This is a genomic window from Amphibacillus sediminis NBRC 103570, assembly GCF_001552275.1.
Taxonomy (GTDB): Bacteria; Bacillota; Bacilli; order Bacillales; family Amphibacillaceae; genus Amphibacillus_B; species Amphibacillus_B sediminis.
This window is the reverse complement of sequence record NZ_BCQW01000033.1, coordinates 1-26,828: the sequence shown is the minus strand read 5'-3', so window position 1 is coordinate 26,828 and position 26,828 is coordinate 1. Positions and strand designations below refer to the sequence as shown.

Annotated in this window: 20 protein-coding genes, 14 tRNA genes, 1 rRNA gene and 2 pseudogenes; 31 read left to right on the top strand and 6 right to left on the bottom strand. The window is 37.5% G+C overall.

Annotated elements, in window-relative coordinates; translation table 11 throughout:
* The first annotated feature begins 137 nt into the window (after positions 1 to 137).
* The 15 genes from rrf (at position 138) to ASE01S_RS13995 (ending at position 1,702) form a co-directional block, all read left to right on the top strand.
* Positions 138 to 253, top strand: a 5S ribosomal RNA gene (gene rrf, locus ASE01S_RS14065).
* Between the two features lie 11 nt (positions 254 to 264).
* A tRNA-Asn gene (locus ASE01S_RS14060) sits at positions 265 to 339 on the top strand.
* A gap of 4 nt (positions 340 to 343) precedes the next feature.
* Positions 344 to 436: transfer RNA gene (locus tag ASE01S_RS14055), tRNA-Ser, on the top strand.
* A 25-nt stretch (positions 437 to 461) separates the two neighbouring features.
* A tRNA-Glu gene (locus ASE01S_RS14050) sits at positions 462 to 536 on the top strand.
* 4 nt (positions 537 to 540) lie between these two features.
* A tRNA-Val gene (locus ASE01S_RS14045) sits at positions 541 to 616 on the top strand.
* Between the two features lie 110 nt (positions 617 to 726).
* Positions 727 to 803, top strand: a tRNA-Met gene (locus ASE01S_RS14040).
* Between the two features lie 71 nt (positions 804 to 874).
* A tRNA-Asp gene (locus ASE01S_RS14035) sits at positions 875 to 951 on the top strand.
* A gap of 22 nt (positions 952 to 973) precedes the next feature.
* Positions 974 to 1,049, top strand: a tRNA-Phe gene (locus ASE01S_RS14030).
* 8 nt (positions 1,050 to 1,057) lie between these two features.
* A tRNA-Tyr gene (locus tag ASE01S_RS14025) sits at positions 1,058 to 1,143 on the top strand.
* 36 nt (positions 1,144 to 1,179) lie between these two features.
* Positions 1,180 to 1,250 (top strand) — tRNA-Trp (locus tag ASE01S_RS14020).
* Positions 1,251 to 1,263: 13 nt separating this feature from the next.
* Positions 1,264 to 1,339, top strand: a tRNA-His gene (locus ASE01S_RS14015).
* 17 nt (positions 1,340 to 1,356) lie between these two features.
* Positions 1,357 to 1,431 (top strand) — tRNA-Gln (locus tag ASE01S_RS14010).
* 5 nt (positions 1,432 to 1,436) lie between these two features.
* Positions 1,437 to 1,511: transfer RNA gene (locus tag ASE01S_RS14005), tRNA-Gly, on the top strand.
* A gap of 30 nt (positions 1,512 to 1,541) precedes the next feature.
* Positions 1,542 to 1,615: transfer RNA gene (locus tag ASE01S_RS14000), tRNA-Cys, on the top strand.
* Positions 1,616 to 1,618: 3 nt separating this feature from the next.
* Positions 1,619 to 1,702: transfer RNA gene (locus ASE01S_RS13995), tRNA-Leu, on the top strand.
* 224 nt (positions 1,703 to 1,926) lie between these two features.
* Here the strand turns inward: ASE01S_RS13995 and ASE01S_RS16565 are convergent.
* On the bottom strand, positions 1,927 to 2,028 hold the full coding sequence (locus ASE01S_RS16565) for a transposase (protein WP_373277962.1): 102 nt from the start codon (positions 2,026 to 2,028) through the stop codon (positions 1,927 to 1,929).
* Positions 2,029 to 2,073: 45 nt separating this feature from the next.
* Complete coding sequence (locus tag ASE01S_RS13990) at positions 2,074 to 2,385, bottom strand: hypothetical protein (RefSeq protein ID WP_157065233.1); 312 nt, start codon at positions 2,383 to 2,385, stop codon at positions 2,074 to 2,076.
* A gap of 427 nt (positions 2,386 to 2,812) precedes the next feature.
* Between ASE01S_RS13990 and ASE01S_RS13985 the strand changes: the two genes are divergently transcribed.
* From ASE01S_RS13985 to ASE01S_RS13970, 5 genes and pseudogenes are all read left to right on the top strand, one after another.
* Positions 2,813 to 3,010 (top strand): hypothetical protein, encoded by a 198-nt coding sequence (locus ASE01S_RS13985; RefSeq protein ID WP_245630390.1) that lies wholly within the window; start codon positions 2,813 to 2,815, stop codon positions 3,008 to 3,010.
* A 599-nt stretch (positions 3,011 to 3,609) separates the two neighbouring features.
* On the top strand, positions 3,610 to 3,816 hold the full coding sequence (locus tag ASE01S_RS13980) for a hypothetical protein (protein WP_067843742.1): 207 nt from the start codon (positions 3,610 to 3,612) through the stop codon (positions 3,814 to 3,816).
* 26 nt (positions 3,817 to 3,842) lie between these two features.
* Positions 3,843 to 4,127: pseudogene (locus ASE01S_RS16270) on the top strand (IS4 family transposase); the annotation flags it as partial.
* A 694-nt stretch (positions 4,128 to 4,821) separates the two neighbouring features.
* A complete protein-coding gene (locus ASE01S_RS16560; RefSeq protein ID WP_157065232.1) occupies positions 4,822 to 5,085 on the top strand; it encodes a DUF3885 domain-containing protein in 264 nt (87 codons plus the stop codon).
* 210 nt (positions 5,086 to 5,295) lie between these two features.
* A complete protein-coding gene (locus tag ASE01S_RS13970) occupies positions 5,296 to 5,484 on the top strand; it encodes a hypothetical protein (protein WP_067843731.1) in 189 nt (62 codons plus the stop codon).
* A gap of 707 nt (positions 5,485 to 6,191) precedes the next feature.
* Here the strand turns inward: ASE01S_RS13970 and ASE01S_RS13965 are convergent.
* Positions 6,192 to 6,647 (bottom strand): VOC family protein, encoded by a 456-nt coding sequence (locus ASE01S_RS13965; protein ID WP_067843728.1) that lies wholly within the window; start codon positions 6,645 to 6,647, stop codon positions 6,192 to 6,194.
* Between the two features lie 77 nt (positions 6,648 to 6,724).
* Between ASE01S_RS13965 and ASE01S_RS13960 the strand changes: the two genes are divergently transcribed.
* Positions 6,725 to 7,633 carry a helix-turn-helix transcriptional regulator gene (locus tag ASE01S_RS13960; protein WP_067843725.1) on the top strand — a complete coding sequence of 303 codons (909 nt, stop codon included), beginning with the start codon at positions 6,725 to 6,727 and terminating at the stop codon, positions 7,631 to 7,633.
* Between the two features lie 232 nt (positions 7,634 to 7,865).
* Here ASE01S_RS13960 and ASE01S_RS13955 read toward each other — a convergent pair whose 3' ends face one another.
* A complete protein-coding gene (locus ASE01S_RS13955) occupies positions 7,866 to 8,726 on the bottom strand; it encodes an AraC family transcriptional regulator (protein ID WP_067843722.1) in 861 nt (286 codons plus the stop codon).
* A 147-nt stretch (positions 8,727 to 8,873) separates the two neighbouring features.
* Here ASE01S_RS13955 and ASE01S_RS13950 point away from each other — a divergent pair, with 147 nt between their 5' ends.
* Both ASE01S_RS13950 and ASE01S_RS16265 read left to right on the top strand, forming a co-directional pair.
* Positions 8,874 to 10,847 (top strand): glycoside hydrolase family 31 protein, encoded by a 1,974-nt coding sequence (locus tag ASE01S_RS13950; RefSeq protein ID WP_067843719.1) that lies wholly within the window; start codon positions 8,874 to 8,876, stop codon positions 10,845 to 10,847.
* Positions 10,848 to 11,155: 308 nt separating this feature from the next.
* Positions 11,156 to 11,313, top strand: a pseudogene (locus ASE01S_RS16265) (IS200/IS605 family transposase); the annotation flags it as partial.
* Positions 11,314 to 11,458: 145 nt separating this feature from the next.
* Here ASE01S_RS16265 and ASE01S_RS13945 read toward each other — a convergent pair.
* Together ASE01S_RS13945 and ASE01S_RS13940 are read right to left on the bottom strand one after the other, a co-directional pair.
* Positions 11,459 to 12,373, bottom strand: coding sequence for a class I SAM-dependent methyltransferase (locus ASE01S_RS13945; RefSeq protein WP_067843717.1), 915 nt, complete (start codon positions 12,371 to 12,373; stop codon positions 11,459 to 11,461).
* Between the two features lie 737 nt (positions 12,374 to 13,110).
* On the bottom strand, positions 13,111 to 14,013 hold the full coding sequence (locus ASE01S_RS13940; RefSeq protein ID WP_067843714.1) for an ArsR/SmtB family transcription factor: 903 nt from the start codon (positions 14,011 to 14,013) through the stop codon (positions 13,111 to 13,113).
* 286 nt (positions 14,014 to 14,299) lie between these two features.
* Between ASE01S_RS13940 and ASE01S_RS13935 the strand changes: the two genes are divergently transcribed.
* The 8 genes from ASE01S_RS13935 to ASE01S_RS13900 are packed head-to-tail and all read left to right on the top strand — an operon-like array spanning position 14,300 to position 26,813.
* The gene (locus tag ASE01S_RS13935) at positions 14,300 to 17,245 is read left to right on the top strand and encodes an extracellular solute-binding protein (RefSeq protein WP_067843713.1); all 2,946 of its coding nucleotides are present in this window, start codon (positions 14,300 to 14,302) and stop codon (positions 17,243 to 17,245) included.
* A gap of 15 nt (positions 17,246 to 17,260) precedes the next feature.
* On the top strand, positions 17,261 to 18,142 hold the full coding sequence (locus ASE01S_RS13930; protein WP_067843711.1) for a carbohydrate ABC transporter permease: 882 nt from the start codon (positions 17,261 to 17,263) through the stop codon (positions 18,140 to 18,142).
* 15 nt (positions 18,143 to 18,157) lie between these two features.
* On the top strand, positions 18,158 to 19,027 hold the full coding sequence (locus tag ASE01S_RS13925; protein ID WP_067843709.1) for a carbohydrate ABC transporter permease: 870 nt from the start codon (positions 18,158 to 18,160) through the stop codon (positions 19,025 to 19,027).
* Positions 19,028 to 19,036: 9 nt separating this feature from the next.
* Complete coding sequence (locus ASE01S_RS13920; protein WP_157065231.1) at positions 19,037 to 21,079, top strand: DUF1282 family protein; 2,043 nt, start codon at positions 19,037 to 19,039, stop codon at positions 21,077 to 21,079.
* Positions 21,066 to 23,435 carry a DUF5696 domain-containing protein gene (locus ASE01S_RS13915; RefSeq protein WP_067843704.1) on the top strand — a complete coding sequence of 790 codons (2,370 nt, stop codon included), beginning with the start codon at positions 21,066 to 21,068 and terminating at the stop codon, positions 23,433 to 23,435. Before ASE01S_RS13920 ends, ASE01S_RS13915 begins: the two co-directional genes overlap by 14 nt.
* Entirely contained in the window at positions 23,432 to 24,286 is an 855-nt protein-coding gene (locus ASE01S_RS13910; protein ID WP_067843701.1) for a carbohydrate ABC transporter permease, read from the top strand. The genes ASE01S_RS13915 and ASE01S_RS13910 overlap by 4 nt, the downstream gene beginning before the upstream one ends.
* A 12-nt stretch (positions 24,287 to 24,298) precedes the next feature.
* On the top strand, positions 24,299 to 25,300 hold the full coding sequence (locus ASE01S_RS13905; protein ID WP_067843699.1) for a carbohydrate ABC transporter permease: 1,002 nt from the start codon (positions 24,299 to 24,301) through the stop codon (positions 25,298 to 25,300).
* Between the two features lie 49 nt (positions 25,301 to 25,349).
* Entirely contained in the window at positions 25,350 to 26,813 is a 1,464-nt protein-coding gene (locus ASE01S_RS13900) for an ABC transporter substrate-binding protein (RefSeq protein ID WP_067843697.1), read from the top strand.
* The last annotated feature ends 15 nt before the right edge of the window (positions 26,814 to 26,828 follow it).

Below are 26,828 nucleotides of genomic sequence, written 5' to 3'. Positions count from 1 at the left end.
GTACCTTTGTTTTTATACATATAAAAGCAGGGTCAAATAAAATATATTTTTATTTAAAAACACTTGCTTTTAGGCTCGAAAATGAATATAATATATTTTGTCCTTGAAAAAAGAATCACTTGGTAATAGCTTTACGGTCTAGTGGCAATAGCGAAGAGGTCACACCTGTTCCCATGCCGAACACAGCAGTTAAGCTCTTCAGCGCCGATGGTAGTTGGGGTTTTACCCCTGCAAGAGTAGGACGTCGCTAGGCATTATATCCATTCCACAGTAGCTCAGTGGTAGAGCAATCGGCTGTTAACCGATCGGTCGTAGGTTCGAATCCTACCTGTGGAGCCATAATGGAGAGCTGTCCGAGTGGCCGAAGGAGCACGATTGGAAATCGTGTAGGCGGTGTTAAACCGTCTCGAGGGTTCAAATCCCTCGCTCTCCGCCATAAAGCTCATTATATGTCTTAATTAGGCCCGTTGGTCAAGCGGTTAAGACACCGCCCTTTCACGGCGGTAACACGGGTTCGAATCCCGTACGGGTCACCATAATGGAGGATTAGCTCAGCTGGGAGAGCACCTGCCTTACAAGCAGGGGGTCGCAGGTTCGAGCCCTGCATCCTCCACCATGAAGTTCTATTCGTCTTTGTGAGGAGCGTAAGCTTCAAAGAATAAACATTCAACATCAGTCACTATAGTTTAGTAGGCAACCTGACACTTAGAGGTTAACCTATATTATCGCGGGGTGGAGCAGTCTGGTAGCTCGTCGGGCTCATAACCCGAAGGTCGTAGGTTCAAATCCTGCCCCCGCAACCAATAATATTTTCTAACTACGTTGATTAAACTTTAAATTAGAAAATAATCGTGTACTGTATAATACAACTAATGGTCCGGTAGTTCAGTTGGTTAGAATGCCTGCCTGTCACGCAGGAGGTCGCGGGTTCGAGTCCCGTCCGGACCGCCACTAATAAACATCATATTTTAATGGCTCGGTAGCTCAGTCGGTAGAGCAACGGACTGAAAATCCGTGTGTCGGCGGTTCGATTCCGTCCCGAGCCACCATTTATTATGGAGGGATAGCGAAGTTGGCCAAACGCGGCGGACTGTAAATCCGCTCCCATCGGGTTCGTAGGTTCGAGTCCTACTCCCTCCACCATTTTAACTTTCACATCTTAGATAATTTCATTCATATAGGGGTATAGTTTAACGGTAGAACAGAGGTCTCCAAAACCTCCGGTGTGGGTTCGATTCCTACTACCCCTGCTTTGCTTTTATGGCGGTCGTGGTGAAGTGGTTAACACATCGGATTGTGGTTCCGACATGCGTGGGTTCGATCCCCATCGACCGCCCCATTTAAAATTTATACTGTTGGGCTATAGCCAAGCGGTAAGGCAACGGTTTTTGGTTCCGTCATGCGTTGGTTCGAATCCAGCTAGCCCAGCCATTTTCGCGAAAGTAGTTCAGTGGTAGAACACCACCTTGCCAAGGTGGGGGTCGCGGGTTCGAATCCCGTCTTTCGCTCCATTTTTTATTTTTTGCATATGATATATAGACGGCGGTATAGCCAAGTGGTAAGGCAGAGGTCTGCAAAACCTTTATCACCGGTTCAAATCCGGTTACCGCCTCCACATGCCGGTGTGGCGGAATTGGCAGACGCGCGGGACTCAAAATCCCGTTCCTTCACGGGAGTGTCGGTTCGACCCCGACCACCGGTATCAATAAACTGCTTGCAAATGCGGTGAAATCAACGTTTCTTACACTTTGTAAGGAACGTTTTTTGGCTCTTTGTCAAATGGTGTTGGTACCAACTTTTACCGACTATTAATAAAGTTATCTTGCACACGCTCGATGTAGCTCAAGCTACTTGAGCGTGTGTTTTACTTTGTCCATTTTTTACTTGTTTTGAAGTGATAGCTTTGAGTTTGAAGTGCAACATAATTCAAGCCTTGTAATGATAAAAGTTACGGTAACCATAAGCAACGCGATTAAGTACTTTAATCTTGTTATTTAATCCCTTCAATCCGTCCGTTGTTAAATGGATAAATGAAGCTATTCTTTATGTAAGGGAGGTGTTTGCGTAAGGTTTTTAGACTTGTTTCATGTAGCTTAATCTCAGGCTTGAGCTTCGCTCTTTTAAGCGTAATTCTAATTCTTCAAAATCCCGATTATTTAATGCATTTAGTAGGCTTTGATAAAGAACATCATTCGCTTTTAATTTAGGGTCATAGTTTAACATGTCATTGACAACGCTTGTATCTAATCGTTGGCCAAACAAACTGTAATACTTGTATGCCGTATTTGATAAATCCGATTGACACTTCAGTATTAATTTCCAGTAACGCTTTAAACGCCGATACTTTTTCATGTCTTCACCATTTGAGGTATTAAATCCATTCATGATTCGTGTATCAAAATCTTGGCTCGATGGACAGAAATCTAATATCAAGGCTTTATAGGTGGATGAGGCTCCATAACAAGTCAAAGTCCAAAAGGTGATCGTAACCCTATAAAGTAGATTAGGCGAGTAAAGAGGAAGATAGTTGTCCTTACCCTGGAGGTCTCACGAACAGCTGAGGATCCCCCATTAAGAAAGCTGGTCGAAAACACTTTATCGTGAGAAGTCAGCCGAAGCCATAGTAGTGATTCTTATCATGAAGGGCTGAACAATTTATAGTGTTTCTACGCCATGATTGCACGAAAGATAAACTTCAGAATGTGTTAATGAGAAAAGTATGAGCGTATCTCAGAGGATACTCAAAAGCGAAGTGTTTTTTCGTCACATGAAAGGAAAGGAAGAAACGAGTGTGGAACTTTTAGAGGAAATCTTGAGCAATCGAAATATGTATGAAGCTTACAAGCGCGTATACCGCAATAAAGGCGCAAGTGGAGTTGACGGGGTGTCCGTAGAAGAACTAAAGGCACACCTAAGAGAGCATAAGGCTGAACTGCGTGCTCAAATCCGAAAAAGGAAATATGAACCAGCTCCAGCGTTGCGAGTAGAGATTCCAAAAGAAAAAGGTTAATAAGTACCATAATAACACTGGGAGAAAAACACATACTACAGGTCCCAATTGGCCAAAACTCCGTTGAATTAAACCTTGCAAAAATAAGGACTATAGTATTATTGTCTAATATTTGTTAATATAGGAAATATAAATAAATTACTATATAACTATATTGCTGAAAAGGGGAATTTAATATGAGTGTATATTTAGATATCTACGCAAAGATTATCATAAAGACATAATAGTTCCTTTTATTGGATCTGATCTTTCAATACCATTTAAAGTACCTTCTTAGGGATGATCTTTACTTTTAAAGAGGTCAATTTCATCATTCATGTACTACATCATAAAGAACGCACTTTTTTATCTGCTTATCCCTTTTGTACGAGTTAGCTGTCATTAAAAATCAATAGTTGTTCGTCTATCCCACAGCGGTCTCTTCGCTCTCCATGGCACAGCTTCGGGGTTACAGGATGTAGGTGAGTTAGACGTTGCCAGTCGACATGGTAATCTTAGTCTAACATGCTACAAGTGGATTCTTAGCCGTTCTTGTTGTTTGACTTCATGGCTAAAATCAAGTTAAAGAAAAGATCCACTAGATCAAGCGAGGGAAACCAATGGGTGAGATGCCTACAGGACTAGCATTAGCCGAAGATCAGCCATTGGTTGACAAAGCGAGTCAACACGCTCGACTTGATCTGTCCCATTTCTCCTTAATGTTCGTGTTTGAAACGAGTATAAGTAATTATGAATTCATTCAATTATTATTTTTTAAAAATTTAACCTCGCTGGTACACGTCTTAATTGTAAGTGTTTCAACTTGAGTGGATTTTTCCTATATTGGGTAGGTGTAACCCAGACAACCATTGTATTTACAAGGTATATCGTGCTTTCTTGGCAAAACCGTTGTCATACAGATGATCGAACGCTGGGTGGCTTATTTATGAATTATGTGATGAAATCGATGAACTGGATTGGGCTGTTGCTTTACAGCAATTAATCGTATACTTGATGATGCCATCCAACATACCAATAAAGCAATCCAAAAATTAATAAAAAAACAAGTACAGCGCTGGGTGGCAAGTTTGTCAACTATATCAAGGGTTACATGTCTATTTCAGTGTACGAAAGATGAATATGTTAATATTAATGAAAAAAAATCTAGTTTAGTTATAGAAAGGATATTTTAATGGGATTTTTTATTATTGGAATAGTATCAATTGTTATTATTACATATCTTGTTTTCAATATTTTATTTAATAAATTAGCAAAGATACCTTATAATTGGCATGTCGATTTTTTGAATCCAGCACTTCTAAGTATTATTTCTATTGTCTTCTCTATAGTAAAAGGAGTATTAGATGATTCCTTTTACATTATTTTATTTATATATTGCATACCAATTATTATAGTTATAAGCATTATTCTGACAATTATTAAATTTGTTTTACTGTACCCTTTTATAAAAAAGCATAATCAAGTTTATGAAGATGCTTTCTCATCATTTAATGATTAGCCGAAAATATCAGTAGTGTTTTCCATACGAGGTAATGAATCAGAATAATTAAAGCTTTACGCCGTCGATTTTATGATTTTTACTTATGTGAATGAATTTCATAACTGCTTATCCGCGTTCAAAATACGAACATTTACAGAAATGATGCGCGTGTTGACACGCTCTGTCAGCTAATGGGATTGCAAGTGGATCTTCGACTAATGCTAGTTCTCAAGGAGTCTCACCCATTAGCTTCCGTCCTTGATCCGGTGGTTCTGAAACTAGGTAGTCTTGACCTATGCATTTCTATTTGGATAGCGCTTGCATTTGATAGATGCATTGTGTTAATGTGTTGGTTGTGGTACTTAAACTACTACTTAGAAAAATCGAACGACTTAAAAAGAGCTTATCAATTAAAGGTTATCTTTTCAAGCGATTAGTAATAAGGATTTTGGGAAAACCAAGGATAAAGGGAAAGCTTTATTTGATATATTTAAAAAAGAATACATTATTGCACATGTATGATGAATGTGGGTGTGATGTTTATGGCTTAAATAAAGAAAATCTATTGCCTTTATGTCATAAATTTAGAAAATAGATTTTAGACTATAATCAGGTACAAATTGACCATATTTTTGCAGAAGGATTATTTAATTACTCTGAAACATCAGCTGAAATGGAAAATAGACTTAAAACCAATAGATTTAGAGTAAAGGAAACAGAAATTAATTTATATGAAGTCAATACATGCGAAATTACTCATCAACTTGAAATACCTAAAAAAGATGCATGAGTATGTGTGAAAGAGATGGAACAAACAGGGTTTACCATTGAAGTTGATAATAACTATAATGATTATATAATTCTTAAAGCGATAAAAACAGAAGCACTTGCACTTATTGGTTATCAGACTGAACTCATGTCGTTATATTCAAAGAAGTATAGCGGAAAGTATGAGGATGGTCAGCGAAAAGTGTTTTTTGATTATAGGGAATAAATTATTAAAGAGTTCTTTATTACCAGTGAAGTTAACGACCAAAAAAATGAAAGCTTTTTACGTGATGCATTGCTCGGCCACAAATAGCGTATTATCCCAATAGAATAAATATGCATGGTCTAAAACAAACTTGTACATAGATTCGAAATCACAATAATTTAAGAAAAAGTTAACAGTTGCTTTCTAGTATATTTATTTTTCCGTAATGGCAAAATGGTAAATTTCAATATCTTTACTATATATCCTCTTCTTTGTGCGCCTTTTAGTGTATGATACATATTCTCACGCACAACTCCATTATCTGTATGGAAATATATTTTATTAGCTATTAGTCCCTTTTATAAGGAAAACTTTACTAAGTCATAACCAGTAGGTAACAAGTTACCTTTACTGTCCTCACCTTAATCATGATCAAGTATAGTATATTAACATTTAATTTCTTTTATTTTTTAATTAATGAGGATTCTTAGCTAGAAAGTACTAGTAGTTCATCTACCACTTCATAGCGTTTAGTAGTCCTGCTACTATAGATAAATATCCTTTACCAATCTATATCACTATTTCTAAATGAACATCCCATCCAATCAAAGATATAAAGCAAACCCTGAAATTCCCCAATCATATGGGAATCTCAGAGTCTGATATGTCTATTTTGTTTTTGTCCGGGGTTGGGTCAAAATATTGGAGAAACCCCTGATAATAGAAGATTAATCTACATAACCATCTAGAAATTTACTTGCCTCACTATTAAACTTCCACATTACCCCAAACTTATCAACAAGCATTCCAAAACTTGCTGACCATGGCGTAGAAGATATCGGCATGATCACAGTACCACCTTCCGAAAGCCCTTCAAAAGATCGTTTATTCATTTCTGGATCAGCATCAATAATACTGATTAAGACGGTATTCCCTTTTATGATTTCTCCTATCCCAGCTTGCATAAAAGGTGGAACATCAGAAATCATTAACATATTCCCTGAAAACTCAATTCTAGATTCCATAATCATGTTTTGTTCTTCTTCTGTTAACGGGGCATTTGGATCTTGGCCAAAATCACCAAATCTCACCATTTTTACACTAGTTGCTGATAATGCCTTTTCATAAAAGGCCAACGCTTCTTCTGCTCTTCCATCAAATTGTAGATAAGATATTGCTTTCATAACTTAATTCCTCCTTTTCATATTTGTAGTATAATAGGACATATGCGACAAATGTATGTCGTATATGGGAGGGAAATATGAAAAAAATTGAGCGACTTATCTCGATAGTGATGATCTTGTTACAGAAGGAAGTTGTTTCGGCATCTGAATTTAGTCGACTTTTTAATGTAACTAGACGAACGATTCAGCGTGATATGGAAGCATTAACTTATGCAAACATCCCTATTTATGCGGAATATGGTGCTGAAGGGGGATATGCACTAATGGAAGAGTATAAATTCGATAAACGATTACTAAATCACAAGGATATTGAAAATATCCTTATAGCTTTAGGTGGTTTTGAGGGACTGATTACCAATCAAGAGATTCAAACGACTATACAAAAAATCAAAGGAATGACCAGCGCAGCTATTTCTCCAACACTTGATTTAACTTTCTATGATTGGCCGGGAAGAAGCCAAATCAACGAAGAAGTTTTATTTATCAGGCAAGCAATTGAGAACAATTGGCTCTTAAAATTTGAATATGTAGATCAAATAGGAAACAAAACGTACAGACTCGTAGAACCCTATAAGGTACATTTTAGGGAGATGCATTGGTATCTTTTTGGTTATAGCCTAGAACGGAAAGACTATCGAACATTTAAGTTGACGAGGATATTAAATATCCAAAAAGACGGTTTTTTTGTTCCAAGGACTGATCAGGATTTTCAGCATGAAAAACAATACATTGAACAAAAAAAATTGGTTAATGTACAACTATCGATAGATGTTGCTGTGAGGGATCAATTTATCGAAAGATACGGGAAAGATGCTGTTATAAAAGAAACGGCTAGAAGTTATCTTGTAACAATTGAATTGCCTGAGAATCATTATGCCTATCAATTTCTAGCCGGATTTGGTAATAAAGTTAAGATTATAAAGCCAAAAAGTTTTATTGTAAAATATGTGAATTTTTTAGAGGGAGCAGTGCAACTTTATAAATAAAGTGTTCATAGGTCGCTAAAGAGTATTAAATCTCAATACTTTTTTTGGCATTAGGTTGTAACCGTCAATTTCACGATTCTAACGTATACGATATTTGCGCTTTGAGGTTGATACTTCCTAATAGAACGAATACTTATTTGATTGATATTTAATTATATTGTCCATACGAAGCGATGGAAGAGTTACCAGCAGGCAACAAATGCAAGTAGATTTTAGAAAAATGACAGACCCTTTAATTGTTTTTTAGATAATCACTGGGTGATGCATTTTTTAATTTTTTGAATACTCTTCCAAAATAAGTTAAGTTCGTATATCCAACTGTAAAAGCGACCTGTTGAATCGTGTAATTATGCGTTCGAAGTAAACGTTCTGCTTCATGTATACGTAGCATGTTCATGTATTCTGTTAATGTTTTGCCAGTTGCCTTCTTGAAGAGAGAACAAAAGTAATTAGGACTTATACAACACATGCTTGCTGCTTGCTTTACCGAAATAGGCTCATGGAAATGATTGCTCAAATGTACGAGCACCGGATCAATTGAGCCCCTGTCCTGATTCCGTTTCTGAAGGGGAGTTTCTTCTGCCTTTTGAAAAATATAGCCTATGGATTCGAGCAGACTTGCCTTCACTAACAATTCATAACCGAATGGCTTTTCCGAATAGGCATACTTTAATTTCATTAAACACTCTCTTATGATGAGTGATTCAGGCTCACCCGCTTTGAAATAGGTGCGGATACTTACGTCGTTGGCTAGTAAGGGGCATATGTATTTCTTTTCTGTATTGTCTAACCCCGTATTTCTAATCAGGGACTCATTAAAAACGATTGCATATAGCTCGCTATCCGTTGATTCTGGAAAGGCAGAATGTATTTGCTTTTTGTTTACAAAGATGAGATCCCCTTCTTGTAAGTCTTGAAATGTTGAGCCTACTTGAACGCGGAACGATCCTTTTGTGATAATTATCCATTCTAGATGTTCATGCCAATGGAGTGGAATGATATGAGGGTCGGGATGATGAATATAAAAAATATTTATAGGAAAGGTTTGATCGGGGATTACTGTATGCTCTTTCTTCGATAATGTAAACTCCATTGCTATATCTCCTCAAAATCGTAATATTGTACGAGTCTTTCGTAATCTCCTATGTATATTATTAAACTTGTGCTAAGTATAATTCAATTGTAATACGCTTATCACTTCGAAGTAAACATACATTTTTTCAAGGAGGAGAATGGTGCTATGTTTGTAGTAAATGGAAATCGGCTCGTCAGAGAATTTGATTCGGAAAAATTATGGATTGAGTCGTGGGGAGAGAATTCTCTACGAGTACGTGCATCGTACACGACAATAGAAGATTCTGATTGGGCGCTTTTACCTAAGGATGGCATAAAAGCAGAAATTACGGTTGATGATGATGTAGCAACGATTGTAAATGGCAAAATAAAAGCAGAAATAAAACGTAATGGTCAAGTGACTTTTTATAACCAAAACGGTCAAGTGTTAATAAGGGAAACGGAAAACACTTACCAATTGAAGTACGGTGGCAGGGAGTTAATCCCACATCCAGGAAGTAGCGACTATCGACTAACGCTTCGTCTGGAGTCTGATCCAAAGGAAAAGTTATATGGAATGGGGCAATACCAACAGCCTTTTCTCAATATGAAAGGTTGTATGTTAGAGTTAACACACCGAAATAGTCAAGCAAGTGTACCATTTGTTATGTCTAGCTTAGGATACGGTATGCTTTGGCATAATCCTGCAGTGGGACGTGTAAACTTTAATTTAAATGTAACGGAATGGACCGCACCTTCCACCAAGCAATTGGATTATTGGATTACCGCAGGAGATACTCCAGCGGAAATTGAAGAATCATATGCTTCTGTTACCGGAACTGTACCTATGATGCCTGACTATGGGATGGGCTTCTGGCAATGTAAATTGAGGTACCAAACACAAGAAGAGTTACTGGAAGTTGCACGAGAGTATAAAAGAAGGGAGCTTCCTATTTCTGTGATTGTCGTTGATTTCTTCCACTGGACAAACCAAGGCGATTGGAAGTTTGACCCTGAATATTGGCCTGACGTTGAAGGGATGGTTAAAGAGCTTAAAGAGATGGGGATTGAACTGATGATATCCGTGTGGCCAACAGTTCAAGCCGAGAGTGAAAATTATCAGGAAATGATTGAAAAAGGTTATCTTGTTCGGTCGGATCGAGGTGTTCGCACTCAATTCCAATTCTTAGGGCAAAATGCGATTTTTGATGCGACCAACCCGGAAGCTCGTAAATTTTTATGGAGTAAGATAAAACAAAATTATTATGATAAAGGAATAAAGGTATTCTGGTTGGATGAGGCAGAGCCGGAGTTTACCGTTTATGACCACGATATTTATCGTTATCATCTTGGTTCTAGCTTACAAGTGGGTAATATTTATCCTAGTAAATATAGCCAGACATTCTACGATGGAATGAAAGCGGAAGGTCAAGAAAATATTATTAATCTCGTTCGTTGCGCATGGGCTGGCAGCCAACGTTATGGCGCTCTAACCTGGTCTGGTGACATTCACTCTAGTTTTAAGGTTCTAAGTAATCAGGTTCGTGCAGGATTAAATATGGCTATTGCAGGTATCCCTTGGTGGACAACGGATATTGGAGGCTTCCATGGAGGCAATCCTGATGATCCTTCCTTCCGTGAATGTATTGTTCGTTGGTTCCAATATGGGGTGTTTTGTCCTGTATTCCGATTACATGGTGATAGAATGCCAATGCAGAAACCGATAGGAACTACTGGGGGAGGCCAATGTCATAGTGGTGCGGCGAATGAAGTATGGAGTTACGGAGAAGAGGCTTATGAAATATTTAAGGACTACTTACACCTACGTGAGCGACTTCGTCCTTATATTTCAGAGCTGATGCAGCAAGCACATGAAAAAGGAACGCCTCCGATGCGTCCATTATTCTATGATTTTCCAAATGATCAGAAAGCATGGGATGTTGATGATCAATATATGTTTGGTCCAGATATCTTAGTCGCTCCTATATTGAGTGAAGGGCAAAGAAACCGCAGTGTATATTTACCAAACGGTGCAGAGTGGATGGACCCTTATTCTGGACAAACGTATGAAGGTGGACTATGTTTAACCGTTGATGCTCCTTTGGAGCGAATGCCGTTGTTTTTAAAGAATGGGGCGGATTTACCAATTGTAGCTGAATAAATAGTTAAAGCAGACTTATATGTATATGCAGGTACAGATATTTAATAATTAATTAGATGGAGGGGATATTCCAATCCAAGAATTAAAACGAGAGCTTCCGAATAGAACACGCTATCTTACTATAAAAAGCATGAGATTCATAGTTGGATTCTCAAGCTTTTACTATAAGATTGAGAGCTACGATGTATTTAAACCTCCAAGGTGCTAAAGTATCTATGGTTCGCCAACCAAAATAAAAGCATATGGAGGAATTTTGTATGTCCAAGGAAACTAAGCAAATACAAAATGAATTTTAAGTATCATATTGTTTTTGGTGTACCGGATTTTATGTGGACACAGCAGTAGAAATAAGAAACAGACAGAAGAATATATCCAAAATCAAATCCAAGGTGATAGAGTCGCAGAACAATTGATGGAATACATTGATCCATTTACGGGAGAAGAGGTAAAAGAGAAAACGACATAAATAAGTTGGCGACCTTTGAGGTCTGGCCAGTAAAAGTAGTACTTGAGATGAACTGTTCAGTATCCCTTTAGGATTTGGTCAGTAACAAAGGCTTCTAACCACAGAAAGAGGCTAGTTATGTCCTAGCCTCTTTTGAATTAAAAAACTATTTTTTAACAGCATGAATAAAATGAATGGTCTCGAATGCAGATAAATAATCTGTCCTATTGCTAAAATAAAGCTGATTTATTTCAGTTGGTGACAAATGTTCATAAATCAATAACCCTGATTTTTCTAACATATTCTCTATCTCGTAATAAGAGAAAGCTGATTTCATTGGTTCTCCACTAGCCGAAGCCATTTTTACCATATTTTCAACTCGATTAGACATGCCCTTTTCTTCAAAGAGGTTTTCATCCGCGTAATCAAAAACAATAGAGCTACCTGATGGGACCTTGTCAAATAAACGATTTAATAAGGCCGTATTTTCCTCTTTAGTTAGATAATATGATACTCCTAACAGGCTAAAGAAAGTTTTTTTGTTATCGAGTCCTTTATCTATCAAGTCATGATTAGAAAACTTAGTAGTAAAATCCATTGAAACAAAATGAAGGTGATCCGGAATATGAAGTTGATTATCCTCTAACTTTTTTATCTTAAATTCCTGAGTAGTTGGATAATCAATTTCAAATATTTCTAAGCTATTTTTCAATTCTGGATAACGAAAAGCGAAAGTATCTAATCCTGCTCCAAGGATGACATACTGTTTTACCCCTAATTTAACTTCATTAAGTAATACTCTTTCACAATATGCAGAACGGGCTAAGGGGGTAGGTGAAAGCTGAACCTGGGTAATCCATTTTAGAATTTCTGCGGGATTATCTTTGAACCTTTCTGCAATATCTTTGTTGAAAAACGCAATCCCGTTTATCATATTTTGGCTAATAGCTGAAAACTCTTCAGCGGAGATTAAATCGTTCGCGATAAAATCATCAAAAACTTTAGGTATATCATACTTGCTGTGATATGCACGACCAAAAGCTGAAACTAAGGAAGTTATACTAGACTCATTTTGGTTCATACCTTGTTCCTCCTATAAAAAAAATAAGGTTCCCCTGGCCAGGAGAACCTTATTATACATAATATATTTATAAAATTCAATTATAGCACAATAAAATTTTTTTGTCAACTATTTTGAACTAGGTCTGGATCAAGGAGGGTATCTTTTCATTTCAATTCGTAACCCTACGAGTTAATGGTATCGGTCTATCTAATATAAATCGTCGATTAATGCAAATCTTAATTGTTGAAGCCAATATAACAGAAGAAAATGAAGAAACACCATAAAAGCCCAGTTTAGATTGTAGGCCTGTTTAAACGAGTTTTTTTGTTATTTACAAGCTATGTAATCCGCTTAACCGGACACAATACAGGAATTAGCAAGAAATATTTATCGCAGTGTAACTGGCTGGGGCTAAGATTACTCGCCCCATCGAAGGGCCTTTGTAAGTGTCCCACTAAGGAAACGTCATGCCTAAGTGGAAGATCCAACAGCCAGTAATGGCCCGATTGCTTCAAGAGGTCAACAGCTAAAGGACTTATTGCATTACCTGTCGGTGTGTATCAGATAAGTTTGGCATTTTGGTTGATTGTTAAGGGGTTTGACCAGCAGAGTGTGGAGAAATTAAAGGCGAATTAGTCGATATATTGATCAACATAAGCAGGCTTTTGTGTGCCTGCTTTTTTTTATGTCGACCAGGTTAAGACTTAATAGGGCAAAGGTGAATAGTTAACACTATCCAAATTCATCCGTACAACTTATATATAATAAGCCTTAAATATAATATTTTGTTTGTGATTACCAAATTTCTCCCCGAATAGTGTGACTCCACCTACATGTTCAGCATCTTCCTTGACTTCAATTCGGAATGTCCAACTATCTAATACCTTGAGGAAATCTGCAATAGTGACGGTAGAAATTTGATCCCCATCCATATAGGTTCCATGTGATGTAATCCTAATGGTTTTTAATAGTCCATATTGATTAATGTTGCTTGGCCACCAATCTGGTGTTAATTTACCGCGTGTATCGGCAAAGTCACCAGGACTTTGCCATATTCCTAATTCAACATCATTTAGCGTAAACGTAATATCTGAGGGCCAGACAGAGTTAGCAAATGGAAATTCTGAAGATATTTCAAAGCTAATATCAATTTGTTGAAGTTGATTATTCTCTTCTAAATAGTTAGGTAATTTATATTCAATAAATCCTTGAGTAAACCAGAGAATTTCAGCTTTAACACGCTCTGGTGATAAAAAGAATTTCGGTTGATCTACTGGACCAATAAAGTCTTTTTCTGACGCTAAGCCACAAGTAGGTAGAACAGAAAAATCCGTAAAATGACCGACTGGAATTGAAGTTTCGTGTGCTGAATAAGACAACTGTATTTTTTGTGGAAACGAAATCTCAATATGGTCAACCTTCAAATAAGATACACGCTGCAAGCCTGATTTTCCTGGTATTTTCTCAGTTCTTATCAGTCCAGCTTGCTCCAGTTTTTCGACATGCTTGGCTACAATTGGACTGCTTAATTCTAGAGCTTCAGCCAGTTCCTTTATGTTTAGTTTATTCGTAGATAGTAATTGAATGATCTTTAATCGAACATGACTGGCGAGTGCTTCATAAACAGGTAAAGAAGCCTGATCAATTTCTAACTGCATGTAAACACCTCCTTTCGTTAATTAAATAAATTAATTAATTGGCAATAAATCGTTACTTGATTAACTTTTTTGTTTTTAAAGCATCGATTTTGCCAATATAAACTAAAATAATGTTAACAAAAATATTAATTAAAAGCAAAAAAAATAACATGATTTACACTGAGGTTATTGACAGCGTTTACATGTGCGTATATATTTATAAGTGAATGATCGATAACTTAATTGATACGGATGAGTTATTAACTAAGTTATTGCCATACATAACTATTAGTCTGAGGTGATATTGGTGCCAAGAGATAAATGGAAGGTAAGTTTTATAAGCATCTTGGTTGTATTGTTAGTAGGATTGTCTAGCTTTAATCCGGTATTTCTAGCTACTGAAGATGACCAAGAATCCGATGATTTAGAATCCATTGATAAAGATTCTAATGATATTGATTCGATTATTTCAGAGCAAAATAATGAGGGACCGGTTAAATATAGTCAATATATAAGTGGAACTGAGACAGAGCATTATCAAAACGATTCAATTATATATGAAGATATGAGTCAACTTACCTCAAATGCTCTGACATCATATGAGGGGATCAATGTTATACGAGCAAATCAAGATGAAACCATTTCATTTACTGTTATGGCTCCAGAAACGGCCTATTATCAAATAGGTTTTTCCTACAAGATAGACGGAGTAAATGTTTTACCAACGCGTGCAGAAATGCAGGTCAATGGCATGGTCCCTTATTACGAAATGCAAAATTTAATTTTTGAAAATAGCTGGGAAAATCCCGAAACCTTCCAAATTGACAAATACGGTAATGAAATTATTCCCCAACCGATCAAGTCAGAGGAATGGCAGTTTAAATATTTGATTGATTCAAGCTATCGAACAAGTACCCCATTACTTGTTAAGCTTGATCAAGGTGAAAATGAAATTACGTTGAATATCTCGGAAGGAAACCTACTTATAAGTACAATAGAATTGTCATCAAGCGATCTACTACCTGTACATGAACATGTAGATATCGAGGGGAATGCTTTTATTGAAATAGAAGCAGCTAATGAACTATTGAAGCGAAATGATTCCGCTATTCGAGCGAATGCCTCTTATAATGTTAATTTAATCCCATATAGCAATGATAAACGTGTGTTAAATCATATTGATCCAGATGGATTTAAGACACCTGGTCATAAAATTTATTATGAGGTTGAGGTAGAAGAAGCAGGCTACTACTACTTAGGGATTAATTATTTGCAAAAGGCGAAGGCAGATTTTCCGATCTTTATGAATATTGAGATAAATGGTGAAATCCCGTATCAAATATTGAAAGATTATCCTTTTCCATATACCTCAAACTATACACATTATACGCTAGTCGATGATCAGGGCGATGCTATCCCAATCTATTTGGAGGCCGGTACGAATCAAGTCAGCTACCAAATTACCATTGAGCCGATCAAAGCTGCGATGGAACAAATTGAACGTCTAATAAATGAAATACAAAATTTATCCCTAGAACTAACCAAGCTTGTTGGTCCAGATGTAGACCGCCATCGTGATATAGATGTGGAGCTCTACATCCCAGGGTTAAGTGAATTAATGGTCAATTGGGCTGATGAGCTAGCCTCTATCTATGAATCAATGAAAGCATTTAATCATCATGATGAAGTTGGAGCATTTTCTGGATTAACCATTGCCGAACAACAATTGCGTAGCTTAGCGGATGAACCGGATAAGCTTGCTCGTCGCAAAAATGAGCTTGCTACGGGGCAAAATTCTGTTACTGCTTATCTTGGAAATCTATTACAGGATATGAACAACAATGGTATCGGCATTGATCGTTTCTATTTTTATCAAGAAAAAGCAGATGCGCCAGAAAGTGCAGGTTTTTTTACGAGGATGTGGGGAGGAGTTCAACGCTTCTTCAACTCATTCGGCGAACAAGATTATCAGGTTAATTATGTGAATGAAGAGAATTTACAAGTATGGGTTAACCGTCCACGCCAATATGTTGAAATTATGCAGCGTCTCATCGATGAGAGCTTTACTGCTGAGACAGGGGTAAAAGTCGATTTATCATTAATGCCTGATCAAAACAAGCTCATCCTTGCTAATGCAGCAGGTGAAGCACCTGATGTAGCAATGGGCGTCAATTATGCCTTACCATTTGAAATCGGAATTCGTGGTGCGCTCCAAGATCTTAGCGAATTCAATGATTACGAGGATGTCATTGATGATTTTTCACCAGGTATGCTTGTACCAGCAATGATTCAAGACGGTGTCTATGCGATTCCAGATACAATGAATTTTTGGGTGATGTTTTATCGTGAGGATATTTTAGCTGAAATGGGCTTACCTATCCCAAATACGATTTATGAAGTACGCTCCTATTTACCAGAACTGCAAAGAAGAGGAATGAATTTCTTCTATCCAACTGCAGGGATGGGTGGCATGAAAATTTTTGCCGGAACGATGCCGCTTCTTTACCAGAATGGTGGTCAGTTATATGGCGATACCATTCATCGAACGTTATTAAATGAGAATGAATCGATTGAAGGCATGCGCTTATTAACTGAATTATTTACTATTTATAATGTTCCTTATGATGTACCGAGTTTTTATCAACAGTTTCGTGATGGATCGATTCCAATTGGGATTTCTGACTATTATATGTATAACTTAATACTCAATGCGGCACCAGAGATCGCGAACGTTTGGGATATTGCCTTAGTTCCTGGTATTGAAAATGCATCTGGCGAAATTGAGCGATGGTCGACAGGCGGAGCTGAAAGTAACATTATGTTCAGCGATAGTGATAAGAAGGATCAAGCGTGGGAATTCATGAAATGGTGGGCATCGACTGATATCCAAGTTGCCTTTGGTAATATCCTTCAGACTACCTATGGACCGGAATATATGTGGAATACAGCTAATTTAACAGCCTATGAAGACTTACCTTGGTCACATAGACATAAAGCGGTTATTCTCGACCAAGCTGACTGGATTGCTGAAGTACCGCGTGTTCCTGGTAGTTATTTATTAGAACGCGAATTAAGTAATGCTTATAATGCCATTGTTCTTGATGGTGAGAATTTAAGAACCGCCATTGATCTAGCCAGTAAGCGGATTAACCGTGAAACAGAGAAAAAGCTAGAAGAGTTTGGCTTTATGCAAAATGGGCAGATGGTAGAACCTTATCCAAATCCAGAATTATCTATTGAAGATAAAGACTAACAGGGGGAAGAAGCAATGAGAGAAAACCAGAAGCGTTCATATCTTTTCTTACTACCCTATATCATCTTGTTTACTTTATTTATCATCGTGCCTGTTCTAATGGCGATCTATCTATCGTTTACAAACTTTAACACGATTGAGACACCAAATTTTGTAGGGTTCATGAACTATATTAATCTATTAACACAAGATGAGATATTTATGCAATATGTCTTACCCAACACCATTTTATTTGCAGTGATTGTTGGACCAGGTGGCTATATCTTATCATTTATCCTTGCCTGGATCTTAGCACAGTTAACACGTGTACCACGAACAATTTTCGCCCTTATTTTTTATTCACCATCGATGACTGCAGGAATTGCAATGGCTGTCGTTTGGCGAGTCATCTTTAGCGGAAATCAGTCAGGTTATGCCAACTCTATTTTAATGCAGCTAGGTATCATTACTGAACCGATTATTTGGTTACAGGATACCCGATTTATTCTTTTGATTATGATTATTGTAGCGTTATGGAGCAGTATGGGGGTTGGCTTTTTGGCCATGATGTCAGGAGTACTTAATATTGATGAGACATTGTATGAAGCCGGTGCAATAGATGGAGTAAAAAACCGATTTCAGGAACTCATTTATATTACGATTCCTTCTATGAAGCCACAAATGCTATTTGGTGCAGTTATGGCAATTGTAAGTACGTTCTCAGCCGGAGCGATTGGCGTTCAATTAACCGGTGCAAACCCAACTCCTTCATATGCTGGTCAGTTAATGGTCAACCACATCGAAGATTATGGTTTCATTCGATTTGAAATGGGTTACGCTGCTGCATTATCAGTCGTCTTGCTTCTTATCATTTACTTATTTGCTTATATATCTAAGAAACTATTTACGGAATCATAAGAAAGGAAGGATGAGATGGCTTTTAAAAGTAGTGGGATTAACCCTAAAACGTTTCACCGTAGCCAGTTGAAGTTTTACATCTTTTTAATACCATTTGCGATCTTTATGGCTTTACCTATTATCTTTATCTTTAACCATGCATTCAAGCCATTAGATGAGCTTTATGCATTCCCACCAAGGTTTTTTGTCGTAAATCCAACCTTGGAAAATTTTCGAAATTTATCACAGCTAGCTGAGTCATCAGGAATTCCGTTGAGTCGATATTTGTTTAACAGCTTGTTCGTTACGGTCATTGTTGTCTTTTTGTCGATTGCCTTATCGACTTTAGCAGGTTATGCCCTCTCAAAGAAACAATTTCGGGGCAAAAAGGCGTTGCTTGAAATTAATAACACAGCATTAATGTTTGTCCCAATCGCTGTTATGATTCCGCGTTTTTTGACGGTATCTTTTATTGGAATAGAAGATACCTATTTCGCCCATATTCTACCGCTTGTTGCGATGCCTGTTGGCTTATTCCTAGTCAAACAATTTATTGACCAAATCCCAGATTCACTAATCGAGGCTGCGGTTATGGACGGAGCAAGTGATATTAAAATTTATTGGAAAATCATTTTACCGCTCATTAAACCAGCCATTGCAACGGCCGCAATTCTAGCCTTCCAGCTGGCGTGGAATGATTTGGAAACATCGATGTTTTATACCACAAGTGAAAGTATGCGGACACTTGCCTTCTTTATGAACACGTTAGCCGCTCAAACTAATGTTGTTGTTGGTCAAGGTATGGCAGCTGTCGCCTCACTTATTATGTTCGTGCCAAATCTTGTATTATTCATTATTCTGCAAAGCAAGGTTATGAATACAATGGCACATTCAGGATTGAAGTAGGTGTTAACCATGAAAAAAATTAAGCAATTAAGTCTGGGTATGCTTTCGATTATACTTTTATTTGTATCGATGACGTCAATTGTAGAAGCGAATACAGCTTATCGTACCTTTACAGAGGATGGGTACGGGCGTTATGTTGAAACACAAACAGCCTACACGGTATTGGACACCATAGTTAAATTTGATAATGAGCTGTTTTCACAGGCTCAGGATATGAAGGTTGGAGCTGATGGACTAATCTATATTGCTGATACGGGTAATGGCCGGATATTAGTCGGAGATCGCTACGGGGATTTTGTCAGAAGCTTTGGTGAAGATGAGCTTACTCGTCCTACAGGTTTATTTCTGTCACATGATGATAAGGTTTATGTTGCTGATGAGACCAATGCAAAGATCTTCGTTTATTCCTTAACGGGTGAGTTGATTGAGGAATTTGGCCGTCCGGACAGTATTTTATTTGGCGAAAATGCCAACTTCACACCATTAAAAGTAGCTGTGGATCAACGTGATAATATTTACATTATTTCACGTGGTAATTCAAATGGGATCATTCAAATTAATGCGAATACAGGGGAATTTCTCGGCTATTTTGCTCCGAATACAACAGCTGTAACAGCCATGACGGTGTTCAGACGTGCTATTTTCACTGATGAGCAATTAAGTAGAATGATCGATATTGTTCCACCAACATCAACCAATATTAATATTGATGAAAAAGGGCTCGTTTATTCTGTTTCACAAGGTCAACGTGTAGAAGCGATACGAAAGTTGAATGTAGCAGGTCAAAATATATTAGAAACACGGGTGGCTGATGATTTCCCTGCTGCAGTAGAAGTCGGATCTTTGGAAAATATTTTTGTTGCTAGTGAAGACGGATTTATTTATGAGTATACAAGTGAAGGTAATCTTCTCTTTGTCTTCGGTGGCCAAGATGATGGTCGGCAACGCGTAGGGTTATTTAGAAAGCTGTCTGCCATTGCGGTTGACGAACAGGATCGGCTTTATGCACTTGATCAAGACCGTAATCAAATCCAAATTTTTGAACCAACAGAGTTTGCTGATCTTGTCCATGAATCGTTAGCACTCTATCAAAATGGTGATTATGAAGCAAGTAAAGGCCCGTGGGAAGAAGTAATTCGCTCGAATAGCTTGTTCGATTTTGCCTACCTCGGATTAGGAGAGGCCTATTTTAAGGAAGAAGATTATGATGAAGCCCTGCAAGCTTTCCGTCAAGCTAAGTATCACGAGGGCTATTCGGATGCTTTTTGGGAAGTACGGAATGTCTGGATGAGAGAGAACATGATTACACTCATTTTCATCATTATTGGCCTCGTTGTTTTGGTTAAATGGTTAGGCTGGTTAGAGAAGAAATATCACTATTTAAAACGGATTGGTGGTTATTTATCAACCAAGTATCGAATGAAATTCTTTAATGATGTTGCCTTTATTAAAAACATGATCAAACATCCACTTAATACCTATTATAGTATTCAGTACGAAAATAAAGGAAGTGGCTGGTCGGCAAGCTTTTGGCTGTTTATCCTTTATGTGTTGTTTATCTTAGAAAAGTATTTTACTGGCTTTATTTTTAGGTATGTTAGAGATGGTGAGTACAGCTTAGCAATGGATACCGCTTTGTTCTTTGGCATTGTGGCATTGGTAGTTGGTTCGAATTATTTAATTACGACGATTAATGAAGGGGAAGGTAAATTCAATCATGTATTTATAGGGTTTATTTATGCGTTTGCCCCATACTTCCTGTTCAAACCATTCATCATTATCATTAGTAATTTCTTAACTTATAATGAGGCATACTTGCTAGGTTTAGCCAATACGATCATTTACGCTTGGGTCGGGATTTTAATTTTCTTGATGATTAAAGAAATGAATGACTATACAATACGTGAGACGTTTAAAATTATTTTCTTAACATTATTTATGATTTTAATTGCTGTTTTGTTTATCTTTATTGTCTACATTTTAGTCGTACAGATGTTTCAATTTATTGTGTCCGTCTTCAATGAGGGGGTGTATCGCATTGAAAACCGTTAAAGTCAAGACCATGATTAAAGTATTGATATTTACCATAATTGCAGGCTGGTTCGTATTTTTCTTACTATCTGGAGACGATGAAGAGATGGAGATTACCGGACCAGACACACCAGTGGTGACAGACCCTAGTGATGACGATGAAAGTCTTGATGATGGCGAAGAAGAAATACCGCCCATTGAAGAACCAGAGCAGGTTGAGATTGATGAAGAGGAATTGGAAGAATTACTAGAAGAGCAAGAAAGCTTAGCACTGGTCATTGACTCGAAACAAAATACGATTAATGATCATGATTTTTGGGTTGAGAATGAACATTTTGAACTTTATCTAAAGGAAGAAAACCTCTCGATAATTTTAAGAGAGAAAAGTACAGGATCGGTCATGTATTCGACGGTAGATGATCCAATCGGCAGTAATCAAACCTGGCAGAACTTTGTTCGATCAGGGATTGTCATGGAGTATTTAGTTGATACCAATATCGTTGTTTACAGAGCAGACATGTATTCAGAAAACCCTGAAAAGACGGTGAGTAAAACAGAAAACGGTTTTCAAGCCGAGATTTATTATCCTGAATTAGAAATTGGTTTTAACGTGTCTGTCATGTTGACCGAAGAAGGGATCACTGTTGATATTCCACAAGACTCGATTATTGAAGAAAATGACCGTTATCGAATGGCTAGTATCTACGTCTATCCTTTCTTAGGTCATACATTATTAGGTAATAGAGAGGGCTATATGTTTATTCCAGATGGCTCAGGTGCTCTTATTTATTTGGACGATAAAGATGGTAAGTTTACCCAACCGTACTCAGCTATGGTCTATGGTGAGAATGTCGGAATAGATGATCCGTTTGTATTATCTCTATTTAACAATATGGATCCGTTTAACGATCCAGAAAAAATTATCGCACCAGTATTTGGTATGGTTCATACGGATAACGATATTGGCTATCTCGGTATTATTGAAGAAGGTCAGTTTAGTGCCCGTTTAGAGGCATATCCGAATGGAGCAATCTTACCTTATAACTGGATTACGCCTAAATTTATTTATCGCCAGGTTTATAACCAACCGACAAGTCAAGACACCGGTACGATGGTCGTCCGTCAGCGGGATCGAAACGATTTTGACATTCGTGTTCATTATCATTTTGTTGCAGCTGAAGATGCCAATTACATGGGCCTAGCTACGACCTACCGTCAATATCTGATAGATCAAGCGTTATTTACGGTCAAAGAGGATGAGTTTAATTTACGTATTGATTTATTAGGTGCAGAGGTTGAACAAGGATTAATCTTTAAAAATACGGTACCGATGACGACATTTTCTCAAGCTTACGAGATATTAACAGATATTAAGAATAATGGCGCTGACAACATCCTTTCAATCTATAAGGGCTGGCAAAATAATGGCTATTACGGTGGAATGCCGATAAGGTCATTCAGGCCAGAATCCGCCTTATCTGATGGTATGACTGTCCAACATTTAATTGAGCAGCTTGATGATGAGGATATTGATCTGTTTCTTTATCATGATGCTTTGAGAATCAATATGGAAGAGTTAGGAACAAGTCGACATCGTGTCATGAAGAAATTTAATAAGCGAACATACGATGAAGAAGTGTATGGCAAGGTCTATCGGAAATTTAATTACTTACATCCACAATCAAGCGTTAATATTATGGAGACGATGCTTGATGAATATCAGAAGGAAGAGATCGATAACATCATGATTGGTGGCATTTCAAATACGCTATTTTCATATAGCGAAGGTAATCGTGAGGTTGATCGGATTTCGACAAAACGTCACTATCAATCATTAATCGATTCGTATTCAGATTCATTTAATTTATTGTTAGAACAGCCATTTGCTTATCTATGGGATCAGACCGATGCATTGATCGACTTACCTACAAGGTCATCAAATTATGTGTTCGTTGATGAAGATATCCCGTTTCTCTCTTTAACTTTAAAAGGGATTGCCCCTTTGTATGCAGAGTATGTCAATTTTCAGGCAAATCAAGAGGAATTTTTCCTGCAGATGATTGAACAAGGCTTAAATCCATCATTTTTAATTACCTATGAAAGCCCTGCAATGTTGATGAATACAAACTCATCACATATTTATAGCTCACAATACGAACGTTATCAAGACATGATACAGGAGTATTATCAAGAGCTTGCGGCTGTTCATGCGCAAACAAATGGATCTGTCATTGTTGACTACCAACGGGACGGTTTAGTTACAAAAGTGAGCTATGCGAATGGTGTGGATGTGCTACTCAATTATGCCGAACAACCAAACACAGTTAATGGTCATCTTATTGAGCCGTTATCTTATAAGGTGGTGAGTTCCGAATGAAAATAAAGCGTGAAACACTTTATGGCTATTTGTTTATCCTCCCATGGTTAATGGGGTTTATTGGCCTAGTTTTATACCCGATGATTCAATCCTTTTATTTTAGTTTAAATGACATGCGCATTACCCCGCACGGTTTGCAGTTTGTGTATGTTGGCTTTAATAACTTTTTGAATGTTTGGCTGCAGGATATGTTTTTTATTCAAGAGTTATTAGCTTTTGCAGTCGATACATTAATTCGCGTCCCTGTCATTGTTGTATTTGCATTAATTATAGCTATGCTTCTAAATCAGGATGTGAAATTTAAAGGTTTGTTTCGAACGATCTTTTTCTTACCGGTCATTGTTGCAAGTGGACCTGTGATCAGCCAATTGGTTGATCAAGGTGCCACAGCCATTCCAATGCTAAATCAGGATGTAATTATGAGTATTTTAAACTCATTATTTCCGACTTGGTTCGCGGGTGTACTAAGTGATTTATTTAATCAAATTATTACGATTTTATGGTATTCAGGTGTTCAAATTCTCTTATTCTTGGCTGCTTTACAAAAGATTGATCCGAACCTTTACGAAGCAGCTAAAATTGATGGGGGTTCAAGCTGGGAATGCTTTTGGAAAATTACATTACCAACCATAAAACCATTAATTTTAATTAACTTGGTTTACACGCTTGTTTCATTGGCAAATAGTGGGCAGAACCCGATAATTGATTTAATTTATGCGAACATGTTTAATGCAACCCGTGGTTATGGATTTGCATCAGCGATGGCTTGGATGTATGCGGTCATTATTTCACTTATGCTGATCTTGATATTCTTACTGTTTAGAGAGAAGAAATCGAAACGAATAAACTAGGAGGACACAATTATGCCAGCGAAAAGCGCGACACGTGTCATGCATGTTTTGCGAAATGATCAATTAGCGTCTAAACAGAAATTACGCTTAATGAGATTAAAAGCACACCACTTTCTTTTTGGCTTTAATGAGCGGAAAGGTCTCTTCCTGACATTTATTATCTATTTGCTTTTATTGGGTATTGGTTTTGTTTACCTCTATCCCATCCTTTATATGTTCATTACGAGCATTAAATCGTTAAATGATTTATTGGATATGGCGATTAATTGGATACCTTCTTCGGTTTATCTAGATAATTATCGTCAGGCATACACAGTCCTAAATCTTCGCCCGGCTTTATTAGGGAGTATGCAAATTGCCTTATTTCCAACCCTTTTACAGGTTGCCATTTCGTCAATTGTTGGTTATGGTTTTGCTCGTTTTTCTTTTCCATTTAAGAAGCTGTGGTTTGGATTGATGATCTTTAGTTTTATTATTCCGCCACAAATTTTAATGATGCCAACCTATCGGCTATTTAGCGATTTAGGCTTAACAGGGTCATTGAGTGCCTTTACCATCCCAGCTCTATTGGGACAGGGTTTAAATAGCACAATCTTTATTCTGATTTTTTATCAATTTTTTAAACAGACGCCAAAGTCACTTTATGAAGCAGCAGAAGTGGATGGGGCTAATCAATTAGTGAGCTTTTTCAAAATTGCCGTGCCAATGGCAGTACCTGCTTTTATCGTAGCATTCTTATTTTCATTTGTTTGGTATTGGAATGAAACGTATTTAACGACATTGTATTTAACAAGTTCTTCGACCGATATAACAACCATTTTAATTCAACTACAGCAGTTTGAGTCAAATTATGAGACGTTATATCCCGTTGCTGAAGCAGGTCCAAATCGGATTAATGAAGGGATAAAAATGGCTGGGACAGTTATAAGTATCCTTCCATTATTGATTATTTACTTCTTTTTACAGCGTTATTTCGTCGAAAGCGTCGACAATACAGGTATTACCGGTGAATAATCACCGTAATATAATTTTAAAATTCCATTATAAGAAATGGGGGAAAAACATGAAAAAGAAATTTGGTTTGAGTATTTTGTTGTGCGTAATGGCTATGTTGATGTTAGTAGTGGGGTGTTCTTCTTCGGACGATCAACCGTCTAGCAACGAGACCGATGAGGGGAACACAGCTGAAAACGATGAAGGTACATCTGATGCAGAAACTGCTGGCTTACCACCAATGACTGATGAGGAGATTACGCTTACTTATGCGAGCTGGCAACCGCTTGATTTGCAGTATTACTTAGCCGATGCATTTATGGATAAGTATCCGAATATTACTGTTAACATCGTTGAGCTCGAGCAAGAGGGATGGAACGATCATTTAACAAACTTAGCGAGCACCGGTGATTTACCAGATGTATTTTGGTACATGGGTAATGTAGATATCGCAATCCGTAATATGTGGTTAGGTGATTTTACTGAATACTTTGAGGCTGATCCTGAGACAGCGAACATTTTAGATACGTTAGTCGATAAAGGTTACTTTGATGGTAAACGAAAAATGGCTGCACCAGCGGCGTATTTGCCTTATACTATTTTCTTAGATGAGAATCTATTTGAACAGCAAAATGTTGATATGCCTTCTCCTGATTGGACATATAGTGAAATGTTAGAGCTTATTGAAACGATGACAATTCCTGAGCAAGGAATCTTTGGCTACAATACTTACACTCAGCTCCTTACGATGGCACCTATTGTCAATGGCGATGCCGATGGTGAGTTTGGTTGGGACGGTGAAAAGTATGATATGACGGGTGAATGGGATGACGCCCTCATGAAACATGGTGAGTTTGTTCGTAATGGTAATCATGCCCCATTCTTTGATACAGATGAAGCAGAAGCTGCGTTCGGTGATCGTGAGCTTTGGGCTCCAAGTACCGGAAGACTTGCCATGCAATTAGATGCTTGGTGGACCGTTGATTTATTCGGTACTGATGAATTCGTTGATAAAGGTATTAAATGGGTACCTTACGTTGTACCAAAAGGTGATAACGCTACAACTGAAAACAAACCAGCATTTATTGACTTTGGATCGATTTCAGCTGCAACTGAGTACCCACGTGAAGCTTATGAATTGTTAAAATTCTTCGGCTGGGGACGAGACGGCTGGGAAGCAAAACTCGAAGCATTTAAAACGCTTACACGAGAAGATGGACAATTAATTTTCAATCATCCAGATGGACTTCCAATCATTAAAGATCAAGATATTTGGGATGAATTACGGACCTTGTTGCCAGACGAACACTATTATGATGATTTCTTAGCACGTGCTAAGCACCCAATTCCGTTGGGCGGAGCAGCGCAACCAGGTTTCCAAACATTCTTAGATGAAGTCTACTTCGGTGGTGAATATGGTGACGTTGAAGCGGCTGTCATAAATGGTGAAGTTAATGCGTATGATATTTCTGCCGATTTAACGGATATGATCAATCAATATTATCAACAAGCTCTGGAAGAGTTATTCTATTAATACTAAGTAGCAAAT

Coding starts and splice junctions, on each gene's coding strand:
- ASE01S_RS13920 (WP_157065231.1), top strand. CDS start 19,037: ATGAAAAAAATTAAGCAATTAAGTCTGGGTATGCTTTCGATTATACTT.
- ASE01S_RS13990 (WP_157065233.1), bottom strand. CDS start 2,385: ATGAATGGATTTAATACCTCAAATGGTGAAGACATGAAAAAGTATCGG.
- ASE01S_RS13965 (WP_067843728.1), bottom strand. CDS start 6,647: ATGAAAGCAATATCTTATCTACAATTTGATGGAAGAGCAGAAGAAGCG.
- ASE01S_RS13940 (WP_067843714.1), bottom strand. CDS start 14,013: ATGCAGTTAGAAATTGATCAGGCTTCTTTACCTGTTTATGAAGCACTC.
- ASE01S_RS13930 (WP_067843711.1), top strand. CDS start 17,261: ATGAGAGAAAACCAGAAGCGTTCATATCTTTTCTTACTACCCTATATC.
- ASE01S_RS13955 (WP_067843722.1), bottom strand. CDS start 8,726: ATGGAGTTTACATTATCGAAGAAAGAGCATACAGTAATCCCCGATCAA.
- ASE01S_RS16560 (WP_157065232.1), top strand. CDS start 4,822: ATGCATTGTGTTAATGTGTTGGTTGTGGTACTTAAACTACTACTTAGA.
- ASE01S_RS13900 (WP_067843697.1), top strand. CDS start 25,350: ATGAAAAAGAAATTTGGTTTGAGTATTTTGTTGTGCGTAATGGCTATG.
- ASE01S_RS13970 (WP_067843731.1), top strand. CDS start 5,296: ATGGAACAAACAGGGTTTACCATTGAAGTTGATAATAACTATAATGAT.
- ASE01S_RS13960 (WP_067843725.1), top strand. CDS start 6,725: ATGAAAAAAATTGAGCGACTTATCTCGATAGTGATGATCTTGTTACAG.
- ASE01S_RS13905 (WP_067843699.1), top strand. CDS start 24,299: ATGCCAGCGAAAAGCGCGACACGTGTCATGCATGTTTTGCGAAATGAT.
- ASE01S_RS13945 (WP_067843717.1), bottom strand. CDS start 12,373: ATGAACCAAAATGAGTCTAGTATAACTTCCTTAGTTTCAGCTTTTGGT.
- ASE01S_RS13950 (WP_067843719.1), top strand. CDS start 8,874: ATGTTTGTAGTAAATGGAAATCGGCTCGTCAGAGAATTTGATTCGGAA.
- ASE01S_RS13910 (WP_067843701.1), top strand. CDS start 23,432: ATGAAAATAAAGCGTGAAACACTTTATGGCTATTTGTTTATCCTCCCA.
- ASE01S_RS13980 (WP_067843742.1), top strand. CDS start 3,610: ATGGGTGAGATGCCTACAGGACTAGCATTAGCCGAAGATCAGCCATTG.
- ASE01S_RS13925 (WP_067843709.1), top strand. CDS start 18,158: ATGGCTTTTAAAAGTAGTGGGATTAACCCTAAAACGTTTCACCGTAGC.